The sequence below is a fragment of the Romboutsia sp. CE17 genome (assembly GCF_012317385.1).
Taxonomy (GTDB): domain Bacteria; phylum Bacillota; class Clostridia; order Peptostreptococcales; family Peptostreptococcaceae; genus Romboutsia_E.
This window is the reverse complement of the sequence record NZ_CP051144.1, coordinates 1,417,722-1,438,681: the sequence shown is the minus strand read 5'-3', so window position 1 is coordinate 1,438,681 and position 20,960 is coordinate 1,417,722. Positions and strand designations below refer to the sequence as shown.

Genomic DNA, 20,960 nt, shown 5'->3' with positions numbered 1-20,960 from the left:
AATTAGAGCTTTTAGAATATCGTATATAAAGTAAGATTAGGTATGATAATGAGGATATGTAGATTTTTGAATAAAAAAGAGTAGTAGTTTTAACTACTAACTCTTGATTTCTTAGTATAATTTAATATTATACCAATACAGAAAACTCCTACTATCATTGTTGCTTTTTGTTCTGTTGTTAATCCGTCATATTCTAAAAATTGTACACATAGTTTTTCTAAGGTAGTAAAAACCTTTCCTAACATATGTCCTAAAGCACCAGTAAATAATAAAAATCCTGTTGTTATTTTTTCTTGCATATCTCATTCTCCCGTAATTATAAAAATTTTGCTCGAAACTACAAACTCTACCGAACGTTTTTTAGAGAAATAAATTCTCAGGGTAGTATTTTATAACTTGGATTGAATGAAACATTTTGTTAGTACATCTTTGCCGAAAGATGTACTAAAGATTAGCTTTTTGATGAGAATCCTATCAACTGTAGAGGGGGAAGAATGGAAGGATGTTGAAAATTCATTAGGGATTTTAGATTTTAGTGAATGTTTTGATTACATAGACTATGATAGAGATAGCGATGGTGATATAGATTTTTACAAACAAGTACGTGTAAATGAGGATATAGCTTCTAATATAGTTTTACTAACTATAAAAGTATCCAATTACTTTTCGGATTGGATAAATACAATCAAAATTGATAATACAATAACTTTAAAAAAAGATTTTAAATCATTACTAAAAGTGGAAGAAGATTTATTTTTAACTTTTAATTACACAGAAACTTTAGAAAAGCTATATCAAGTAAAAAATACTTGTCATATACATGGAAAATTAGGTGAAGATTTGTTATTTGGACATGGCAATATAAATGACTATTATGAAGATGATATGATAAATTATATTGGTGCAGAGAATTCGTTACAGAAAATACGTGAATCTTTGAGAAAGAATACTATTGGTGCAATAGAAAGAAATAGAAATTTTTTTGATAATATTGATGATTCAATAGATAAAATTTTTTCATTTGGTTTTTCATTTTCAGAAGTTGATTTGATTTATATTAAAACCATTTGTGAAAAAATATCTAATCCAAATGTAAGATGGTATTTAAATGATTTTGATAGCGAAAAACAACGTGAGGAATATCAGAATCTTATAATAAAAATTGGCTATATAGGAACATTTGGGACATACAGTGTTAAAAAGTAGTAGTATGTATTTAATGTAGAATATTATTATCGTTAAGAATCAAATACGAATAATATTTATATTCTTTCATACAATAAAATATCGAATTTAAAGGAAATTTTATTTTTATATAAGTACTAAGAAATATTTCTTAGTACTTATTATATTTCTATTTAAATAATCCCATATCACAACTATCCAATATAAATAATAAAATAATACCTACAATTCCAGTACCAATATATGACTATTTCTGAAAAGCAATAATATAAAATAAATTATCCACCATATTTTAATATTTAACTTTCTTTTATTTTAGTATCTAATTCTTCTGGAGAATATTTAGTAAATGATTCTTTAAAATTATGAAATCTAATTTTTGAATTAGTGTTTGTATTTGATAACATTATAAAATAATATATTAAAAATAATTTACAAAAACAAACTTATATAGTAATATTAGAGTATATTTATCGGATATAAATCACATATAGTGAATGTGTTGTTTTTAGTGTGATAATACTAATCATAGTATAATTATATATTTAAGTTTTCTAGGGTTCCGAAGTTTTTAACTTGCAGGTCCGAGAGAAAACGCACAGTTAATTGTGTACACGGAAGGAAAAAAGCCTGGGAGATATTACTAAATATCTTCCAGGCTTTTTTATTTTAATGAGAATAACTAAGTTATCTTTTTTATGTATAGAATTAATTGATGAAAAAGATTTATCTAATTTATTACAAGTGAATTTAGGTAGAATATGTAGAATTTCTATTCTTGATATCATCCATAAATAAGTGGAGATAAAGTTATTTTAGGGAGGAAAATTTATGAGTAAATTTAGTTATAAAGATGTTTATATTGAAGATGGAAAAAGAGTATTAGAAGTTAATATCCTTCCAGATAAGTACTGTAATTTTGATTGTATATTTTGTCCTTTAGGAAGGTCGAAAAATAAAATAGATACTCAAAGATCATTTGATGAAATAGATATTTCATTAATGGAATTAGAGGCAATGATAGAACATATAAAGCCGGAGTTAATATTTATTAATTCAAAGGGAGAAGCTTTAGTAAATGATAAAATTGAAGATATTATAGATTTTATAAAATCAAAAGGCTTATATGTAAGACTACTTTCTAATGGATATTTATTATCAAAAGATGAATATATAAAAATTGCGAGTAAGTGTGATGAAGTTGTTGGCGAAATAAAAGTAATATCAGAAGAGCATTTTCAAAAAGTTCAAAGACCAATTGAAGGATATACATTAGAACAATATATTTCCAATATGGCTAAGTTTAATAAGCAATTTAAAGGAAAATTTATATTTGAAATCACTATTATTAAGGGATATAACGATGATGATAAGTCAATTAAGAAGATAAAAGATGTTATAAAGGAAATATCTCCTGATAAGGTAGTTGTTACAAGAATGGAGGATGAAATATTTAAGAAAAAACTAGGAATATCTGATGAAAAGTTTGAGGAAATCTCAAAGGAATTACTAAATATTTATCATGTTTAACACAGATATACATTGATATATGATTCATTATAGTATTAATTTACAGTATTATAGAATCATATTTAATAAATAGTATAATAAAAAATGGCACCTTTTATTTAGATAGAAGGTGCCATTTTTTTATTATATTTATTTTCCGCTCAACCAAATATTAAAATCTACCTTTAAGAAATCATCTATATCTTTTGACAATTCCTTTGATAAACTTGAAACTCTTCCCATAGAAACTACTTGAGGATTAATATATCTCCTCTTGGCAGGTATATTAACCCAATATCCATCATCAGGCTTTGTTTTACTAGTTAAAACTTGAGAAAAACATCTAAAGCTATCAAGCATACTTTTTGACTCTTTATACCCTTCTAATTTTGTTATAACTTCATCTTCAGTAGTGTATAAATCATCTATACTTATAATACTTTTATCTATAGCTAATTTTAATAAATCAGCTAAATATTGCATAGAAAATCTGTCTTCATTTGAAGAATATACTTTAGAATTTAGCATAGATACAGAAGTAAATTCTAAAGCTTTATCTAAAGTAGTAAATGAAATTTCATCTTCTTCAAATTCATTTTTGCATATGGTTAAGTCTTCATACATATTTTTAATTTCGTTAATAGTTTTAAAACCATAATAAAATGCATTACCTAAAGTATATTCTAATCTATCAGCAGAAAGTAGAGGAGAGTTATTATCAGCAATGGGATACATATGATAATCGCAAACATCTTTAGTTGTTAAGTTATATTTTTTTAGGATACTTTGTATCTCTTTGGAGTTTTCTATAATATACTCAGTTCTTTCTTCTGTAGACTCTTGATTTTCATGATCTCCATTTAAAAAGTCAATTACATGAGCAAAAACAGGAGAACTTATATCATGTAGTAGTCCTGCTATTGATTGTTTTATATCTTTTGTAAAATGCCAAACAATAAGTGCCACACCTATACTATGAGTATACCTAGTATAATTTTTGCCTTTAGAAAATATAGGGAAACTAGTATATTCACATCCACAATTCATACCTATATTACTTAATCTTTTAAATTCAGAAGTATTTATTAATTCTTCTATAAATATTGGAAAGTCTTTGCTATATATATTAAGTAAATCCAAAATAATACCTCCTTGAAAATTATATTCAACCTATATTATATAAGAAGGTATATTTAATCTGTCAAATAAAAGTTAAAAATAAAATAGTAAGTTTGAAATTAAAATTAAATAGAAATAAATCAATATTTATTTAGCTATCAAAAACTATAAAATACGAGATATTATAAGACGAAATTAAAGAATATGAATAAATACCATTATCAACTGAATTATCTAAATAAACCTATATTTAACAAAATTAGTACTATAATAGTCAAACCTACACCCCAAGTTATAGCAATCTCTAAAAAAGTATTCATAATAACACCTCCATTAGCAAATATCGAAAATTGAGTGATTAGGATATTTATTTATATAAAACTATTGCCAATTAAATGCTATAATAAACATAGTTAAAAGGAGGGATATAAGTGATTTCATTATTATGCGTAGGACTTGGAGGGTTTATAGGAGCAATATCAAGGTATGAAATATCTTTATTATGTAATAAGTATATTCAAAGTGCATTTCCTCTAGGAACTTTAGTAGTTAATGTATTAGGAGGTATATTGATAGGATTTATCATGAACTTAAGTATAAATACAAATTACATATCAGATAACTTAAAGTTATTTTTAACCACAGGATTAATGGGTGGTTTAACTACTTTTTCTACATTTAGCTATGAAACAGTTTCTTTGTTTATTGAAAATAAATTTGCTATAGGAATAATAAATATATTATCTAATATATTATTAAGTTTACTAGGAGTAATAATAGGAATATATATTTTAAAGATAGAAGCAAGATAGTTATAAAATGTTAATTGGATTATGTAAAAGGTAATGTATAAATAAAAGTATAAAAGCAAAGGTGGATATATAGTAAATAATGCTATAGAGATGCCTTTGTTTTTTATGCTTAAGAACATAAAAATATATATAAGTAAAGATAAAATATCTAAATTAGTTATAATTCAAATAAATAGTATACAATAAATGAGCAAAATAAATATTCATATATAATATTTATTAAAAATATGATATATGAAATGATATAGAAAAATATAAGTAATAATTGCTATAATAATACGAATTATAAAGAAATAAAATTTAGTTAAAGTTCGATAATTAGGTGAAGAACTACAAAAAATTACAAATTTCAACTTGAAATTATCTGGAAAAGATTGAAAAAAAATGAAAAACTGATATAATAGATAAGTAAAATGAATTAAATGAATAAAAAAATAAAAAAGGTTCGGAGAAGTGTGGATTATGGATAATTTACTTTTAGAGTCGCTAAAAAAAGAAATGATTGATTTAAGTGAAGAGATATTCAAAAATCCAGAACTTGGATTTAAAGAGTTTAACACTAATAAATTAATATGCAAAAAGCTTGATAAGTATAATATAGACTATAAAAATGATATAGCAATAACTGGTATAAAAGCTACAATAGAATCTAAAAAAGAAGGTCCTCATATAGCGTTGTTATGCGAGCTAGATTCAGTGCCAAGTACAGAGCATGAATTTCTAGGGAAAAAAGATAACTGCGCTCATTCTTGTGGTCATTATGCTCAAGTAGGTATGATGTTAGGGACATTCTTAGCTATAAAAGAATCGAATATACTTGAAGAACTTGGTGGTAAAGTATCATTTATAGCAACACCAGCAGAAGAATATTGTGATTTTGATTATAGAGAAAATCTAGTAAAAGAAAATAAACTTTCTTATATATCAGGAAAGCAGGAGATGATTAAGCTAAAAACATTTAATGATGTAGATTTAGTTTTATCTGCTCATGCAATGCCACCAGGTACCAATCATTATGGAGAAGTAAATTCTAGTCTAAATGGATTTTTAGGTAAGAAGATTACATTTAAAGGGATTTCAGCACATGCCGGTCTTAATCCATGTGATGGTATAAATGCATTAAATGCAGCTAATGTAGCATTAAATGCAATTGCGTACTTAAGAGAAACATTTAAAGAAGAAGATGCAATAAGACTTCATTATGTTATTAGTGAAGGTGGTGCAAGTGTAAATAGTGTTCCTGATAAAGTTGTAATAGATATGTACATAAGAGCAAAAACATTAGATGCAATAGTTGATGTTAATAAAAAGGTTGATAGAGCACTAAGAGGTGGAGCTTTATCACTTGGAGCAAATCTAGAAATAACAAATACAGGTGGTTATTTACCTTTAACCCAAGATGAAAATCTTACAAAGGCTGTAAAAGACAATATGCTTAAGTTTATGGAAGAAGAAAAGATACTTTCAGATTGTCATTCTTTTGCAAGTGGAGATATTGGTGACTTATCATACTTACTTCCAACTGTTCAAATAGGAGTATCAGGATTTGCTGGAAGAGTTCATGGAAATGATTTTAGAACAGAAGACACTTATATCGCTTATGATTTACCAATAAGTTATTTTATTGAGACTGTAAAAGATTTATTAAAAGAAGATGGCAAGCGTACAAAAGAGATATTATCAAATTATAAGCCAAAGCTTACATTTGATGAATATATAAAATTATTAAATGATACAAATAAAACTAATGTGTACAATGTGGAGGATTAAATATGTTTAAGAAAAAGATATTAGCTACTTTTTTAGCAATGGGACTTAGTGCAACTTTCTTAGTTGGATGTGGTAGTGATTCAAAAGAATCAGTTTCAGCTGACGATAAGGTAAAGGTTAGTCTATTAGTAACAGGAGCTCTAGGAGATAAAGCTATCAATGACTCGGCAAATGAAGGTATAAAGAAGATAGAAGAACAATTTGGTGATAAGGTTGAAGTTAAAGTTATAGAAATGGGATTTGATCAAACTAAATTTGAGCCATCATTAATAGATGCTTCAGAATCAGATGCAGATATAATAATAACTGGTGGATGGGACATGAAAGAACATGTTGAAGAAACAGCAGAGCTTTACAAAGATAAAAAATATATAGTATATGATACAGATGTTAACTACGATGAATATGACTTAGACAATGTTTACTCAATGACATATAAGCAAAATGAAGCAGGATTTTTAGCAGGTGCATTAGCTGCTTTAGTTACAACTAGTGATATGGAACTAGCTAATGAAGAAAAGGTTATAGGATTTGTAGGAGCTAGAGATACATCAGCTGTTATAAATGACTCTGTAGTTGGATATATAGAAGGAGCTAAGTTTATAGATAAAGATGTTAAAGTTGAAGTAGCATATATAGGATCGTTTACAGATACATCAAAAGCTAAAGAAATAACATTAGCACAATATTCAAATGGAGCAGATGTAGTATTCACAGCAGCAGGACCAGCTTCAGCAGGATCAATAGAAGCTGCAAAAGATGCAAAAAAATATGTAATAGGTGTAGATAGTGACCAAGCTTTAGCTTATGAAGGAAAAGAAGAGCAAAAATATATAATATCTTCTGCATTAAAAAATATAGATAACTCACTACTTGATACAATGGATAAATGCTTAAATGAGTCATTAGAATTTAATACTCATAGTGTATTAGGAATAAAAGAAGATGCAGTAGGACTTGCTGAAAATGATATATATACTTCAACAGTAAGTGAAGCTATAAGAACTAAAGTAAGTGAAATTTCAAAACAATTAAAAGATGGAAAAATAACAGTTAATACTGCTATAGGTATGGATGAAGCTGATTTAAAAGAAATAATAAAAAATGCTAAATAATTAAATTAGAATCGGGGTGTGTTAAATGAATAATGAAATATTAAAGGTAAGTAATTTAACAAAGGTCTACCCTGGTGGTGTAGTTGCAAACTACAATGTAAATATTGCTATTAATGAAGGTGAAATTCATGCACTTATAGGAGAAAATGGTGCAGGAAAATCTACTTTAATGAAAATGCTATTTGGAATGATACCACAAACAAGTGGAGATATATTTGTAAATGGAGAAAAAGTTAACTTTACATCTTCAAAACAAGCGTTAGATAAAGGTATAGGGATGGTGCATCAGCATTTTATGCTGGTGCCTTCTTTAACTGTTGCAGAAAATTTAATATTAGGTCATGAAACATCAAAATCAGGATTTATAAATATTGAAGAAGCTATAGCGCAAACAGAAGAAATTTCAACAAAGTATAATTTAAAAGTTGATGCAAGAGCAAAGGTTAAAGACATTTCAATAGCAATGAAGCAAAAGCTAGAAATATTAAAAGCTTTATATAGAGGAGCTAAAATATTAATACTAGATGAACCAACAGCAGTACTTACACCACAGGAGATAGAAGAACTATTTAAACAATTAAAATTATTAAAAGAACAAGGATATACAATTATATTTATATCTCATAAGCTACATGAAATAAAAGAACTTTGTGATAGATTAACTGTACTAAGAGATGGTAAAACAATGGGAACTTATTCAGTTAGTGAATTATCTGAACAAGAAATATCAAAACTTATGGTTGGTCGTGATGTAGATTTAAATATTGAAAAAACAGAAAGAGACTTTAGAGATGTAGTATTAAGAGTAGATAATTTAACTGTTAAAAATTCATTTAAAAATGTAGTAGTAGATGATGTTAGTTTTACAGTTAGAGAAGGACAAATACTAGGTATAGCAGGTATAGAAGGAAATGGACAATCTGAACTTGTAAATGCTATTGTAGGTACAACTCAAATTGTAAATGGAAAAATAACTTTAGGCAAAGATGATATAACTAAAGCATCTATACTAAAAAGACAAGAATTAGGTATATCTCATGTATCTGAAGATAGATTACATTTTGGTAGTGCTCCAAATCTATCAATAGAAGATAATGCAATATCTAAAATATATGCATCTAAGGAATTAAATAATAAAGGTTTATTAAACCTTAATAAAGTAAAAGAATTTACAACTAAGTTAGTAAAAGAATTTATAGTAAAGCATGACAATACAAAGCAGTCTATAAAGGACTTATCTGGAGGTAACATTCAAAAGGTTATAGTTGGTCGTGAATTCTTGTATGATCCAAACCTTCTTATAGTTAACCAACCAACTCGTGGTATAGATGTAGGAGCCATTGAGTTTATAAGACATAAGATACTTGATATGAGAGAAGCTAAAAAAGCAATACTTCTTATATCTTCTGATTTAGGTGAAGTTTTATCTTTAAGTGATAGCATAATAGTTATGCATGAAGGTAAAATAGTTGGTTATATTGATGATGCTAAAAATGTTACAGAAGAAGAATTAGGTCTTTACATGCTAGGAGTTAAGCATGATAGTGATGATGTAATTGGAGGTGCTTATTATGCATAAAGACAGTAAATTTAATATACTAAAATACTTTGACTTATTAAGGCTATTTGTTGCAGTAGGCATTGCCCTTTTAATAACAACAGTAATTATATTTATGGTTAGTGAAAATCCAATGAAAGCTTTAGGAACACTACTTACAGGACCTATAAGCTCAAAAAGATACTTATTTAATGTACTTGAGATGATGGTTCCACTTATGTTTACAGGTTTATCTATTAGTTTAGTTTTCAAATCAGGAAACTTTTCTATGATAACAGATGCTTCATTTTACATAGGAGCAGTTATAGCATCAGCAGTGGCTATAATGATACCACTTCCAAGTGGAATACATCCAATGGTAGCAATAGTTATAGCAGGATTTATAGGCGGTATAATTGGTAGTATACCAGCGTGGTGTAAGGTTAAGTATAAAGCTAATGAGCTTGTTACATCTTTAATGCTTAACTATGTATTTTTCTACACTGGTCTTTATATAGTAAATAAGTTTTTAATAGATAGACAAGCAAGTAACTTTGCTTCACTTAAATTTTTAAAGAGTGCGTCTCTTTCTAATATAGTTGAGGGAACTAGACTTCATAGTGGTTTTATAATAGCAATAGTTACATGTATATTATTATTTATATTCTTAACTCGTACTAAGTGGGGATATGAAATAAGAATAGTAGGATCAAACCCAGAATTTGCAAGATACTCTGGGATAAATACAAAAAAAGTAATTTTATATACTTCATTTATATCTGGTTTTGTGGCAGCAATAGGTGGTGCTATAGAAAAGTTAGGTATGTATAGACGTTTCCAATGGTCAATGGCTCCAAGTTACGCTTGGGATGGAGTTATAATATCAATACTTTCATCTAATAACCCTATATTTGTACCAGTAGCTGCTTTCTTTTTATCATATATCCGTGTTGGTGCAGATATAATGGCGAGACAAACTGATGTACAAAATGAAATAGTATCACTTATACAAGGAGTAATAATTCTTTTAGTTACAGCTGAGAGATTTTTATACTTTATAAAACAAAGAAAAGAAAGCCAACTAGCACTAGCAAACAATGAAAACAAAGGGGGCGATAAATAATGGGAGCTCTATTTGAAATTTTTTTAAAAGAAGAATTCTGGTTTGCAGTTATAAGATCAACAACTCCAATACTATTAACAACATTAGGTGCTATGATAGCAGCTCGTGCAGGAGCTAGAAATATAGCTTTAGAAGGTACAATGTTAACGGCTGCATTTGTCGGTGTAGCAGGTAGTCACTTTACACAAAGTGCATTTATAGGATTGTTACTTGCAGTGATATCAGGAATAATATTAAGTAATATAATTGCATATTTTGCACTTAAATTAAAATCAAATATTATTATATCAGGTATATCACTTAACTTAATGGCTTCAGGTATGACGGTATTTGGATTATATTTACTAACAGGAGATAAAGGTGCATCTACATCTCTTAACTCTTTAGCATTACCAAATATAAATATACCAATAATAGAAAATATACCAGTACTAGGTAAAATTTTATCTGGACATAACATACTAACATATGTGGCGTTAATATTAGTTTTACTTGTATGGATAATGTTTAAATATACAAAATTAGGACTTAGAATAAAAGCAGTTGGAGAAAGTCCAGAAGCTGCTGAATCTGTAGGAATAAGTGTTAATAAGGTAAAATATATAGCACTTACTATGAGTGGAATACTTTCAGCTCTTGGTGGGGCATTCTTATCTATGGGATATGTAACATTATTCTCAGCAGGAATGACTTCAGGAAGAGGATATATAGCACTTGCAACTCAATCTATGGCAGAAGCTAATCCAATAGTTGGTCTTTTAACTTCAAGTTTATTTGGATTTGCCGAAAGTATGAGTAACTATTTACAAGGGGCTAATCTTCCAATAGAATTCATACAAATGCTTCCATACCTTGCAATAGTTGTTATATACGTAGTTTATTGTGCAAATAAAACAAAGCAAGAAAATAAAGCATAAAAATACAATATTTAAGAAATAATATCTCTGTAGAAATATAATTATAAGGAGATATTTTAATGGCAAATTATACAGGCGTTGTAAAATGGTTTAATACTGACAAAGGTTATGGCTTTATAAGAAGTGATAATGGAGAAGATGTTTTCGTTCATTTTTCTAATATAAAAGAAGAAGGTCATAACAAAGATTTACACGAGGGCGAAGAAGTTAATTTTGATATTGTCCAAGCTGATAGAGGACCATCAGCAATTAATGTTCAAAAATTATAAAAATAAGGGGGTGTTCAAATATAACATCCCCTTATTTTTTATTAAATGTATTTTATTTAATTTATATATTTATTTAAGAAGTTATTAACTGTATTCCAGTAAAGTTTTGGATTAACTAAATCTGAGTTTGCATGTTCAGCCCCTTCAACTATTAGTTTTTCTTTTGGGGAATTAGTAGCATTATATAATTCATCCATCATATAATAAGGAACAAAATCATCTTTATCTCCATGTATATATAATATAGGTGTTTTTGAGTTTTTTACTTGATCTATTGCGGAAGCCTCTTTTAGAGAATATCCAGCACGAATTCGTGTAACTATATCTGATATATTCATTACAGGGAATGGTTTTAGGTTGAATAAACTTTTAAGTTGATAAGTAAATTGATCCCATACAGAAGTATAACCACAATCAGCAACTATGGCCTTTACATTGGAAGGTAGTTCCTCTCCAGATACCATTAAAACTGTAGCTGACCCCATAGATGTTCCATGGAGTGCTATTTTTGCATCTGGATTATTTTCAACTATATAATCAATCCAATCTATAATATCAAGTCTATCATCCCATCCCATACCTATATAATCACCTTCACTTTGTCCGTGTGCTCTTAAGTCTGGAATTAAAACATTATAACCCATCATGTATAGATGCTTAGCCTTTGAACTTACATACTTACCTTCACTAGTGTATCCATGAACAACAATGGCCCATTTATCACTATTATTTTCATTAATTACTTCATATGCATGAAGTTTTAAGTTATCAAATGAAGTGATGTATCTATCTGTATAATTTGACTTTTCAATAAGCCAATCAACATCTTCTTTAACTTCAAGTGAATCATCTTCATCATCACCAAATATCATATCTTTAGGGGTGTTAGGATTTAAGGCTAAATTATAAAAATAATTACCAACATAAGCACTGATACCTATAATTCCTAGTAATAAAATTATTGATATAGATATAATTATTTTTTTCTTTTTCATGTTCAATCTCCTTAAATTTTGCTTATTAATATCTTATCATAAAAATAAATATTTTTAAATATATACATTTTGATAATCATAGTATTTATTGTTTAAAGTATTAAAAAATTAATTAGAAAATATATAAAAATAATATTAGATAAATGATTTTTTGATATAATATACATAAAAATAGAAGGTAGGATTTTATGAAAGAGTCAATAAAAATTTTAAATTTAGATATAAATAAATGTGAAGAAGCATTAAATAGTAATAATTTACTAGAAATAGCAATTTCAATTGAGGAAATTATAGATAAGTATAAGGAAGATATACATAGTTTAAGAGAATTAGAAAAGTCAAATGTATGGTCATATACAAAAAGTGATTTAGAAGATATTAAGAAATTTATAACTGATTATAAAGAGCAGATTACTATTCAATATAAAGCATGTAAATTAGATGAAATCTTTAATGAAAGCAGAGAAAGTATAAAAAATATAAAAGACATTAGTGAAGGTAAAAGAGAAGATATTTATAATATAATAAATGATATAAATAGTATAATTAAAGATGAAAATAGTATAGAAGCTAAATGGGAAAAAATGAAATCATATATCGATTTTGCAAGCAAAGAAGAGTTTGAATTAGGATTTGTAATTTTAAATCTGATAAATTCTGCATTAAAAAACATTATTGAATAATAAATATTTAAAATAAAAAGTGCCTCAAAATTTAATTAATGGGCACTTTTTATTTTTTAATTTGAAGTTTTTAAAGGTTTTAAATTATAAAGTGATGCTAACTTTTCAAAAGCAGGAAGTGAGCTCTTTATTGTTTCATAAGATACACAGTAAGATATTCTAAAATGACCAGGACATCCAAAAGAAGAACCTGGAACTAGTAACAAATTGAATTTTTTTGCATCTTCACAGAACTTTTTATCATCAGCTATAGGAGTTCTAGGAAATAAATAAAACGTACCTTCTGGTTTGACACAAGTAAATCCTAAGTTTATTAAATGATTATATAATAAATCAAAGTTTCTTTTATAAATACTTACATCAACTTCATCATCTAGACATTTAGAAATTACTCTTTGGAATAAAGAGGGAGCATTAACAAATCCTAAAATTCTATTTGCTATATTTAATGAATCTACTATTGCATTAAAATCATCCATTTCATTATTTACAACAACATATCCGATACGCTCTCCTGGTAAAGATAAAGATTTACTGTAAGAATATCCTATAAAAGTATTTTTATAATATTTTAATAAGCAAGGTACAACAGCATTATCATAAACTATTTCCCTGTATGGCTCGTCAGAAATTAAGTAAATATTACTATTAAACTCTTTTTGTTTATCCTCTAATAAATTCCCTAGATTCTTTAAAAAATCAGAAGAATATATAACACCAGTTGGATTATTAGGTGTATTTATAATTAAAGCTTTAGTGTTAGGAGAAATTGCATTTTTTAATGCATTAAGGTCAGGTTCAAAATTATTTATATCCGTTGGAACTACAATTAGTTTTCCATCGAAATTATTAACATAGTTTTTATATTCACCAAAGTAAGGTGCAAAGGTTATTACCTCATCACCTGGATTAAGCAAAGTTTTAAGTATTATATTTAAACCTCCAGCAGCTCCACATGTCATTATAATATTATCTTTGTTAAGTGAAAGATTTTCTTTTTTATTTAAATGAGATGCAATAGAATCTCTAACATCTTCATAACCAGAATTATTCATATATCCATGTATTAAATTTGGAGATTCAGAATTAAGAATTTCATTTATAATTGATTTTATATGTTCAGGAGGTTCCACATTAGGATTTCCTATACTAAAATCATAAACATTTTCATCTCCATAAATCTGAGATAATTTTTTTCCTTCTTCAAACATATTTCTTATGACAGAATTACTTTGAAGAAGAGCTTCCATTTTACTTGATATCATCACATACACCCCTTTTATATTAATAATTACATTTTAACACATTTGTTATAATGATCTGTTTAAAATTATAGATGGAAAGAAATTTATAGAAAATAAGACCTTTGAAATAAAATTTTTAAATATATAAAAATTATTATAAAAACATATTGACAATATACTGCATATTGTATACAATATTCTTGTAAGATAAAGAAAGACAAATGGAGATGAAGATAAGATGAAAATAGTAGAAAAAGTATTAAAAACAATAAAAGGTATATCAAATTACATACTAGTTAATGAAAGAATAAACAGCCAAAGATGTGTAGCTGAAAATATAGATACTACAAAAACAATAATAGAGCATAACTAATCTTATATTCCTGATGATTTATATATATATTCCAAGAAAAGGTTGAACTAAAAATAGTTCAATCTTTTTTTATTTTAATTTATATTATAAAAAAATGCTAATGGTTACATAATGTGAAGTAAGATTATTTTTATGATAGATAAATTATATAATAAAATAAAGGGGTGATATAAATGTCGCATATAAGCGCAAAAAAGGCGTATAAAAGTTTAGAGGAGAGGTTGAATAGATTTCCTCAGGGGGCTCCTCCTTCTGAAACTTTATACAAAATATTAGCTATGTTATTTACAGAAAAAGAAGCTGAATTAGTTGCTCAGCTACCTATTAAAGCATTTAGAGTAAAAACAGCAGCTAAAATATGGAGTGTAAGTGAAAGTGAAGCATTAAAAGTGCTTGATAAACTTGCAAGTAAAGCAATTTTACTAGATATAGAAGATGATAAAGGTAAACAGTATATACTACCTCCTCCTATGGCTGGTTTTATAGAATTTGCTTTGATGAGAACTAGAAATGATATTGACCAAAAACTACTTGCTGAACTTTATTACCAATATTTAAATGTAGAAGAGGATTTTATTAAAGACTTATTTTATTCATCAGAAACAAAATTAGGAAGAGTTTATGTTCAAGAAGAGGTTTTAAGTAATGACAATGAAGTTGTTATATTAGATTATGAAAGAGCTACTCATATTATAGAAGAAGCTAAACATATTGCTGTAGGAATGTGTTATTGTAGACACAAAATGAAACATGTAGGTAAGGGGTGTGATGCTCCTATGGATATATGTATGACTTTTAATGGAACAGCAAATTCTCTAATAAAAAATAATTATGCAAGAAGAATAGATGCTTCAGAGTGTAAAGAGTTACTTCATAAGGCATATGAACATAATTTAGTTCAATGCGGTGAAAATGTAAGAAGTGGAGTTAACTTTATATGTAATTGCTGTGGATGTTGTTGTGAAGCGTTACTAGCTGCTAGAAAATTTGGTAATATGCATCCAGTAGAAACTACGAGTTTTATACCTAATATTAATTATGATTCTTGTATAAAATGCGGAAAGTGTGTAAATATATGCCCAATAGGAGCAATAAGCAAGGTTAAAGAAAATGATAAAACCATAATAAAAATTGATGAAGGGCGATGTTTAGGGTGTGGAGTTTGCGTTAGAAATTGTAGTAAAAAAAGTATAACTCTTTTAAGAAGAAAAGAAAAAATAATAACTCCTGCCAATTCAGTTCATCGGGTTGTTTTAATGGCTATAGAAAAAGGTCAGCTACAAGAGCTAATATTTGATAATAAAGCTTTAAGTAGTCATAGAACAATGGCAGCTATACTTTCTGCAATACTTAAATTACCTCCAGCAAAAAGAGCCTTAGCAAATAATCAAGTTAAGTCAATATACTTAGATAGATTATTAAGTATGAATCAAAAGTAAATGTAAGAATATACATATTATGGTAGAATATTAAATATGTGTTTAATTATGGAGGAGATAAAATGGATAGTAATTTAAATTGGGTTAATGAGAAGAAGATAGAAAGAACTATGAAGGCTCTAGAAAAAAATAATATGAGTGCATATTTAGTTAATAGTGAAGATGAGCTTTTTAATAAAATTGATGAATTATTAAATGAAGGGGATATGGTATCCTGTGGGGGGTCTATGACTTTATTTGAGACAAAAGTTATAGATTATTTAAAAAATGGGAAGTATAATTTTTTAGATAGACATAAAGAAAATTTAAAACCAGAAGATGTAAAAGAAATATATAGAAAATCTTTTTATGCTGATGCATATTTTGCTAGTACCAATGCAATAACAGAAAATGGAGAGCTTTATAATGTAGACGGAAATGGAAATAGAGTAGCAGCAATGCTTTATGGTCCAGATAAAGTTATATTAGTTGTTGGTGTTAATAAAATTGTTAAGGACATTGATGAAGCTATAAGAAGAAACAAAGAAATATGTGCACCGGCAAATGCAAAAAGATTAAGTTCTAAAACACCATGTGCAACAACAGGTGAATGTATGGATTGTTTAAGTCCTGATAGATTATGTTGCGAATATACAATAATAAAAAGACAAAGAACAGCGGGAAGAATGCATATAATATTCTTAAATGAAAATTATGGATATTAGCGTTTTATAAGGAGGAAAACATGAAAAAGGTAAAACTTGTATATAATCCTAATTCTGGAGAAAAATCTATTGTAAACAAATTAGATTCTATAATAGAAATTTATCAAGAAAATAATTATATTTTAGTCCCATATAGACTTAGTAAAAGTAATCCAATAAAAGATGCATTTGAAGATATAGACGATAATTATCACCATATATTAATTTCTGGTGGAGATGGGACTGTAGATATGGTCATAAATGTTATAAAAGAATTAGATATAAATCTACCTATAGGCATACTACCGACTGGTACAGCAAATGATTTTGCAAATGCCTTATGTTTACCTTTTAATGTTAAAGAAGCTATTGAAAATATAATAAATTCTAAACCTAGGAAGATTGATATAGGAAAGGTTAATGATAAATATTTTATAAATGTAGCTAGTGCAGGTATGTTTACGGATGTTTCTCAGAAGATAAATCCAGAATTTAAAAATTCTATGGGGAGAGTATCTTATTATATAAAAGGAATAGAAGAAGCACTTCATTTAAGAGGTTTTAATATAAATGTAAAGTCAGAAGAAATAGAGTATAGGGGAGACATGTATTTAATGTTAGTATTTAATGGTAAGACAGCTGGTAATCTTAATTTAGCATATAAGGCTGAGGTGGATGATGGATACTTAGATGTAATTATATTTAAAGTAACTCCAATACCAAAGTCAATCCCTCTACTTATAAATACTTTAAAAGGTGAGCATTTAGATCATATTAATGAAGATGAACTACTGTATTTTAAAACGAAAAAACTTACTATAGAATGTAGCGATGATTTAACAACAGATATTGATGGAGAAAAGGGACCTGATTTTCCATTAGAAATTGAATGTATAAAAGATGGAATTGAAATATTAGGTTTTAATTAATTGTATGTTGTGTAAATAATAAAAAGGATTGTACTGTAAAAGCACAATCCTTTTTTATTATTTATTTATTTTGAAAGAACTCTTTAATGGAACTATTCTATTAAATACTAATTTATCATTAGTTGTATACTTTGGATCAACACTGTAGAATCCATTTCTAACAAATTGGAATTTATCGTAAGATTTAGCATTTTCTAATTGAGTAGTTTCAGCAAATCCTTGTAATATTTCTATTGAGTTTTCATTTATTTGATCTAAGAAGTGCTTTCCTTCATTTTCAGGAGCATCATCTAGTATTAATGGTTCGTATAATCTAAACTCACAAGGCTTACAATTATTAGCATCTACCCAGTGAATAGTTGCCTTAACTTTACGTCCTGTAAATCCTGAACCACTCTTAGTCTCTGGGTCATATGTACAATGTACTTCAGTTACATTTCCATTTTCATCTTTTATAACATCTGTACATTTTACAAAGTAAGCACCTTTAAGACGAACTTCGTTTCCAGGGAATAATCTGAAGTATTTCTTTACTGGTTCTTCCATAAAGTCTTCTTGTTCTATATATAATTCTCTAGAGAATGAAACTTGTCTAGTACCTTTAGTTTCATCTTTAGCATTGTTTTCTATATCTAACATTTCAGATTGACCTTCTGGGTAGTTAGTAATAACTAATTTTAATGGTCTAAGAACACCCATTACTAATGGAGCTTTAGGTTGTAAGTCTTCTCTTAAGAAGTGGTCTAATAATTGACTGTCAACCTTAGAGTCAGCTCTTGCAACACCTATTTCAGAACAGAAATTACGTATTGATTCTGGAGTATATCCTCTTCTTCTAACTCCTGATATAGTAGGCATACGAGGGTCATCCCATCCATCAACTACACCTTCATCAACAAGTTGCTTTAACTTTCTTTTACTCATAACAGTATTAGTTAAGTTAAGTCTAGCAAACTCTATTTGTCTTGGAACACTTTCCATTTCACATTCTCTTACAAACCAGTCATAAAGTGGTCTTTGATCCTCAAATTCAAGAGTACATATAGAATGAGTTATACCTTCTATAGCATCTTCAAGAGGATGAGCAAAGCAATACATTGGATATATACACCACTTATCTCCAGTATTATGGTGAGTAGCATGTGCAATTCTATAAATTATTGGATCTCTAAAGTTTATGTTAGGAGAAGACATGTCTATCTTAGCTCTTAAAACTTTTTCTCCATCCTTAAATTCTCCGTTTTTCATTCTTTCGAATAACTCTAAGTTTTCTTCTACGCTTCTATCTCTATATGGACTGTTTTTTCCAGGCTCAGTTAATGAACCACGATATTCTCTTATTTCTTCAGGACTTAATTCACAAACATAAGCCTTACCTTTTTTTATTAAAAGGACAGCTCTTTTATACATTTCATCAAAATAATCAGATGCAAAGTATAAGTTATTCCAATCAAATCCTAACCATTTAACATCTTCTTTTATAGAGTTAACATATTCAACATCTTCTTTAACAGGATTTGTATCGTCAAATCTTAAGTTAACTTTTCCGTTGAATTCTTTTGCAAGTCCAAAGTTTAAGCATATACTTTTTGCATGACCTATATGTAAATACCCGTTTGGTTCTGGAGGGAAACGAGTTATTATGCTGTCATGTTTTCCTGTTTCTAAGTCATTTATAATTATATTTTTTATAAAATTAGATGAATTAGTTTCATTTGACATATTTTCTACCTCTCAATTATAAAAATTTACTTATAGTAAAAAGATACTATAATTCCATAGTATTAATTTTAATCCAATCTGGCAAAAAAATAAAGAGATAATAACAAATAATTTATTTTATAACATATTTAAATATTAATCGTATATTTATTAAGTATTAAACAAAATTAAATTTTTTATAATAGTATTATAAAGTTTTATATTGTAAATTATAAACTTATGAAATAAATTAATATATAACATAGTAGATATTTATAAAGAAAGGAATGATTATTATAAAAGGTACAAAAATAGCTATAACTATTTTAATTATAATAGTTATTTTAATAGGTGGAATGTATTATACTTTTACTCCAGATAAGAAGATAAACTTTAATAATAGTGATTGTAATATTATAACAACAGAAGAATTATTAAAAGGAAACTTTATAGAATCATTTAACATATTAACAGATCCAATAAGATTAGATGGTGTCATAGCAGTATCTAATGATGAATTTAGAGATATAATTTATACTGTAATGACAAATTATAATTATAATACAGATGATTTAAAATATAGTAATATTACATTACATAATAATTATATTAAAGTGATTATGCCATATAAATTATTAAATATTATAGATACTCAGTATGAATTTAATATTTACCCTACGTTAGTAGATAATAATTTACATTTAAATTTAAGAGAATTTAAAATTGGAAAACTTAAACTAAGTAATAAAATTGTTCAATCCATACTAAAAGAAAATATATCAAATCTACCTTTTGATATAAATAATAATGTAATAATTATAGATAAAATTTATATGGAGCCAGTTACATTAAAAGATATAAATGTTGAAGATAACAAAATTATAGTAAATATTTCTGTTTCGGCTTTAGATATTATTGAGTTTATTGGTGAGTATAATTCTAAATAGATAATAAAGTAGGTGACATAGTTGATAGAGCAGTTATTGTATTCCGTTGCAGAACATAAAGGTATAGCAGCAATCATAGCATTTTTTTTAGCAGCAGTAGAAAGTTTTATACCAGTACTGCCACTAGTTGCAATGATTTTAGCAAATGCAATTATATTTGGTATGTGGATGGGGTTTTTTATATCTTGGGCTGGATCTTGTATAGCAGCGATAATACTTTATTTTATAGCTAAAAAGTTTTCTGCACTAAAGATATTTGATAAATTCAGAGAGAAATATAATAATCAAAAGCTTAAAAAATATATAGAAAAACAAGGTTTTAGTATGATATTTATAAGTTATCTATGTCCATTTATATCAGATTTTCTTGTAACAATTTTAAGTGGATTTACTAACTTTGATATAAAAACATTTATTAGTGGTATGGTGTGTGGAAAGTTTATAATGTTTTTATTTATAAGTTATGTGGGAGAAGATATAGGCAGTTTTCTAAGTAGTCCTTTTAAAATAATTTTATTTTCATTATTTATTTTAGGATCTTGGATGATAGGAAAAGACGTAAATAAAAAAATGCACAAAGGTAACAATACACAATATTTTTAATAGCTTT

21 protein-coding genes and 1 riboswitch are annotated in these 20,960 nt (G+C 27.1%); of the genes, 16 read left to right on the top strand and 5 right to left on the bottom strand.

Annotation, left to right across the window (positions count from 1 at the left end; genetic code table 11):
- Window positions 1-89: 89 nt before the first annotated feature.
- Window positions 90-299 carry a hypothetical protein gene (locus HF520_RS06900; RefSeq protein WP_168573319.1) on the bottom strand — a complete coding sequence of 70 codons (210 nt, stop codon included), beginning with the start codon at window positions 297-299 and terminating at the stop codon, window positions 90-92.
- Between the two features lie 163 nt (window positions 300-462).
- Here HF520_RS06900 and HF520_RS06895 point away from each other — a divergent pair, with 163 nt between their 5' ends.
- Together HF520_RS06895 and HF520_RS06890 are read left to right on the top strand one after the other, a co-directional pair.
- On the top strand, window positions 463-1,206 hold the full coding sequence (locus HF520_RS06895; RefSeq protein ID WP_243155229.1) for a bacteriophage abortive infection AbiH family protein: 744 nt from the start codon (window positions 463-465) through the stop codon (window positions 1,204-1,206).
- A gap of 522 nt (window positions 1,207-1,728) precedes the next feature.
- Window positions 1,729-1,824, top strand: a riboswitch (guanidine-I (ykkC/yxkD leader).
- A gap of 192 nt (window positions 1,825-2,016) precedes the next feature.
- Window positions 2,017-2,715, top strand: a complete 699-nt coding sequence (locus tag HF520_RS06890; RefSeq protein ID WP_168573317.1) for a radical SAM protein — start codon at window positions 2,017-2,019, stop codon at window positions 2,713-2,715.
- 129 nt (window positions 2,716-2,844) lie between these two features.
- On the opposite strand, the gene HF520_RS06885 is transcribed toward HF520_RS06890, so the two are convergent.
- On the bottom strand, window positions 2,845-3,834 hold the full coding sequence (locus HF520_RS06885; protein WP_168573316.1) for an HD domain-containing protein: 990 nt from the start codon (window positions 3,832-3,834) through the stop codon (window positions 2,845-2,847).
- 410 nt (window positions 3,835-4,244) lie between these two features.
- Between HF520_RS06885 and crcB the strand changes: the two genes are divergently transcribed.
- From crcB to HF520_RS06850, 7 genes are all read left to right on the top strand, one after another.
- Window positions 4,245-4,625 carry a fluoride efflux transporter CrcB gene (crcB, locus tag HF520_RS06880; RefSeq protein ID WP_168573315.1) on the top strand — a complete coding sequence of 127 codons (381 nt, stop codon included), beginning with the start codon at window positions 4,245-4,247 and terminating at the stop codon, window positions 4,623-4,625.
- A 462-nt stretch (window positions 4,626-5,087) separates the two neighbouring features.
- Window positions 5,088-6,395 (top strand): amidohydrolase, encoded by a 1,308-nt coding sequence (locus tag HF520_RS06875; RefSeq protein ID WP_168573314.1) that lies wholly within the window; start codon window positions 5,088-5,090, stop codon window positions 6,393-6,395.
- A 2-nt stretch (window positions 6,396-6,397) separates the two neighbouring features.
- Window positions 6,398-7,510 (top strand): BMP family ABC transporter substrate-binding protein, encoded by a 1,113-nt coding sequence (locus tag HF520_RS06870; protein ID WP_168573313.1) that lies wholly within the window; start codon window positions 6,398-6,400, stop codon window positions 7,508-7,510.
- A 25-nt stretch (window positions 7,511-7,535) separates the two neighbouring features.
- On the top strand, window positions 7,536-9,089 hold the full coding sequence (locus HF520_RS06865; protein ID WP_168573312.1) for an ABC transporter ATP-binding protein: 1,554 nt from the start codon (window positions 7,536-7,538) through the stop codon (window positions 9,087-9,089).
- Window positions 9,082-10,170: an ABC transporter permease gene (locus HF520_RS06860; protein ID WP_168573311.1), complete on the top strand. Its 1,089-nt coding sequence runs from the start codon at window positions 9,082-9,084 to the stop codon at window positions 10,168-10,170. Before HF520_RS06865 ends, HF520_RS06860 begins: the two co-directional genes overlap by 8 nt.
- Window positions 10,170-11,087: an ABC transporter permease gene (locus HF520_RS06855; protein ID WP_168573310.1), complete on the top strand. Its 918-nt coding sequence runs from the start codon at window positions 10,170-10,172 to the stop codon at window positions 11,085-11,087. The genes HF520_RS06860 and HF520_RS06855 overlap by 1 nt, the downstream gene beginning before the upstream one ends.
- Before the next feature lie 59 nt (window positions 11,088-11,146).
- On the top strand, window positions 11,147-11,356 hold the full coding sequence (locus tag HF520_RS06850) for a cold-shock protein (protein WP_168573309.1): 210 nt from the start codon (window positions 11,147-11,149) through the stop codon (window positions 11,354-11,356).
- 56 nt (window positions 11,357-11,412) lie between these two features.
- Here the strand turns inward: HF520_RS06850 and HF520_RS06845 are convergent, their stop codons facing one another.
- Window positions 11,413-12,351: an alpha/beta hydrolase gene (locus HF520_RS06845; RefSeq protein ID WP_168573308.1), complete on the bottom strand. Its 939-nt coding sequence runs from the start codon at window positions 12,349-12,351 to the stop codon at window positions 11,413-11,415.
- 188 nt (window positions 12,352-12,539) lie between these two features.
- On the opposite strand from HF520_RS06845, the gene HF520_RS06840 reads away from it, so the two are divergent.
- Window positions 12,540-13,034 (top strand): hypothetical protein, encoded by a 495-nt coding sequence (locus HF520_RS06840; RefSeq protein ID WP_168573307.1) that lies wholly within the window; start codon window positions 12,540-12,542, stop codon window positions 13,032-13,034.
- 56 nt (window positions 13,035-13,090) lie between these two features.
- Here HF520_RS06840 and HF520_RS06835 read toward each other — a convergent pair whose 3' ends face one another.
- Complete coding sequence (locus tag HF520_RS06835) at window positions 13,091-14,299, bottom strand: pyridoxal phosphate-dependent aminotransferase (protein ID WP_168573306.1); 1,209 nt, start codon at window positions 14,297-14,299, stop codon at window positions 13,091-13,093.
- 217 nt (window positions 14,300-14,516) lie between these two features.
- Here HF520_RS06835 and HF520_RS15340 point away from each other — a divergent pair, with 217 nt between their 5' ends.
- The 4 genes from HF520_RS15340 (at window position 14,517) to HF520_RS06820 (ending at window position 17,702) form a co-directional block, all read left to right on the top strand.
- Window positions 14,517-14,651, top strand: a complete 135-nt coding sequence (locus HF520_RS15340) for a hypothetical protein (RefSeq protein WP_256372442.1) — start codon at window positions 14,517-14,519, stop codon at window positions 14,649-14,651.
- Between the two features lie 173 nt (window positions 14,652-14,824).
- The gene (locus HF520_RS06830; protein WP_168573305.1) at window positions 14,825-16,090 is read left to right on the top strand and encodes a 4Fe-4S dicluster domain-containing protein; all 1,266 of its coding nucleotides are present in this window, start codon (window positions 14,825-14,827) and stop codon (window positions 16,088-16,090) included.
- Window positions 16,091-16,152: 62 nt separating this feature from the next.
- The gene (locus HF520_RS06825) at window positions 16,153-16,794 is read left to right on the top strand and encodes a lactate utilization protein (RefSeq protein ID WP_168573304.1); all 642 of its coding nucleotides are present in this window, start codon (window positions 16,153-16,155) and stop codon (window positions 16,792-16,794) included.
- Window positions 16,795-16,814: 20 nt separating this feature from the next.
- Window positions 16,815-17,702 carry a YegS/Rv2252/BmrU family lipid kinase gene (locus tag HF520_RS06820; RefSeq protein ID WP_168573303.1) on the top strand — a complete coding sequence of 296 codons (888 nt, stop codon included), beginning with the start codon at window positions 16,815-16,817 and terminating at the stop codon, window positions 17,700-17,702.
- 57 nt (window positions 17,703-17,759) lie between these two features.
- Here the strand turns inward: HF520_RS06820 and HF520_RS06815 are convergent, their stop codons facing one another.
- The gene (locus HF520_RS06815) at window positions 17,760-19,424 is read right to left on the bottom strand and encodes a glutamine--tRNA ligase/YqeY domain fusion protein (RefSeq protein WP_168573302.1); all 1,665 of its coding nucleotides are present in this window, start codon (window positions 19,422-19,424) and stop codon (window positions 17,760-17,762) included.
- Between the two features lie 266 nt (window positions 19,425-19,690).
- Between HF520_RS06815 and HF520_RS06810 the strand changes: the two genes are divergently transcribed.
- Both HF520_RS06810 and HF520_RS06805 read left to right on the top strand, forming a co-directional pair.
- Entirely contained in the window at window positions 19,691-20,350 is a 660-nt protein-coding gene (locus HF520_RS06810; RefSeq protein ID WP_168573301.1) for a hypothetical protein, read from the top strand.
- A 21-nt stretch (window positions 20,351-20,371) separates the two neighbouring features.
- Complete coding sequence (locus tag HF520_RS06805; protein ID WP_168573300.1) at window positions 20,372-20,953, top strand: TVP38/TMEM64 family protein; 582 nt, start codon at window positions 20,372-20,374, stop codon at window positions 20,951-20,953.
- The last annotated feature ends 7 nt before the right edge of the window (window positions 20,954-20,960 follow it).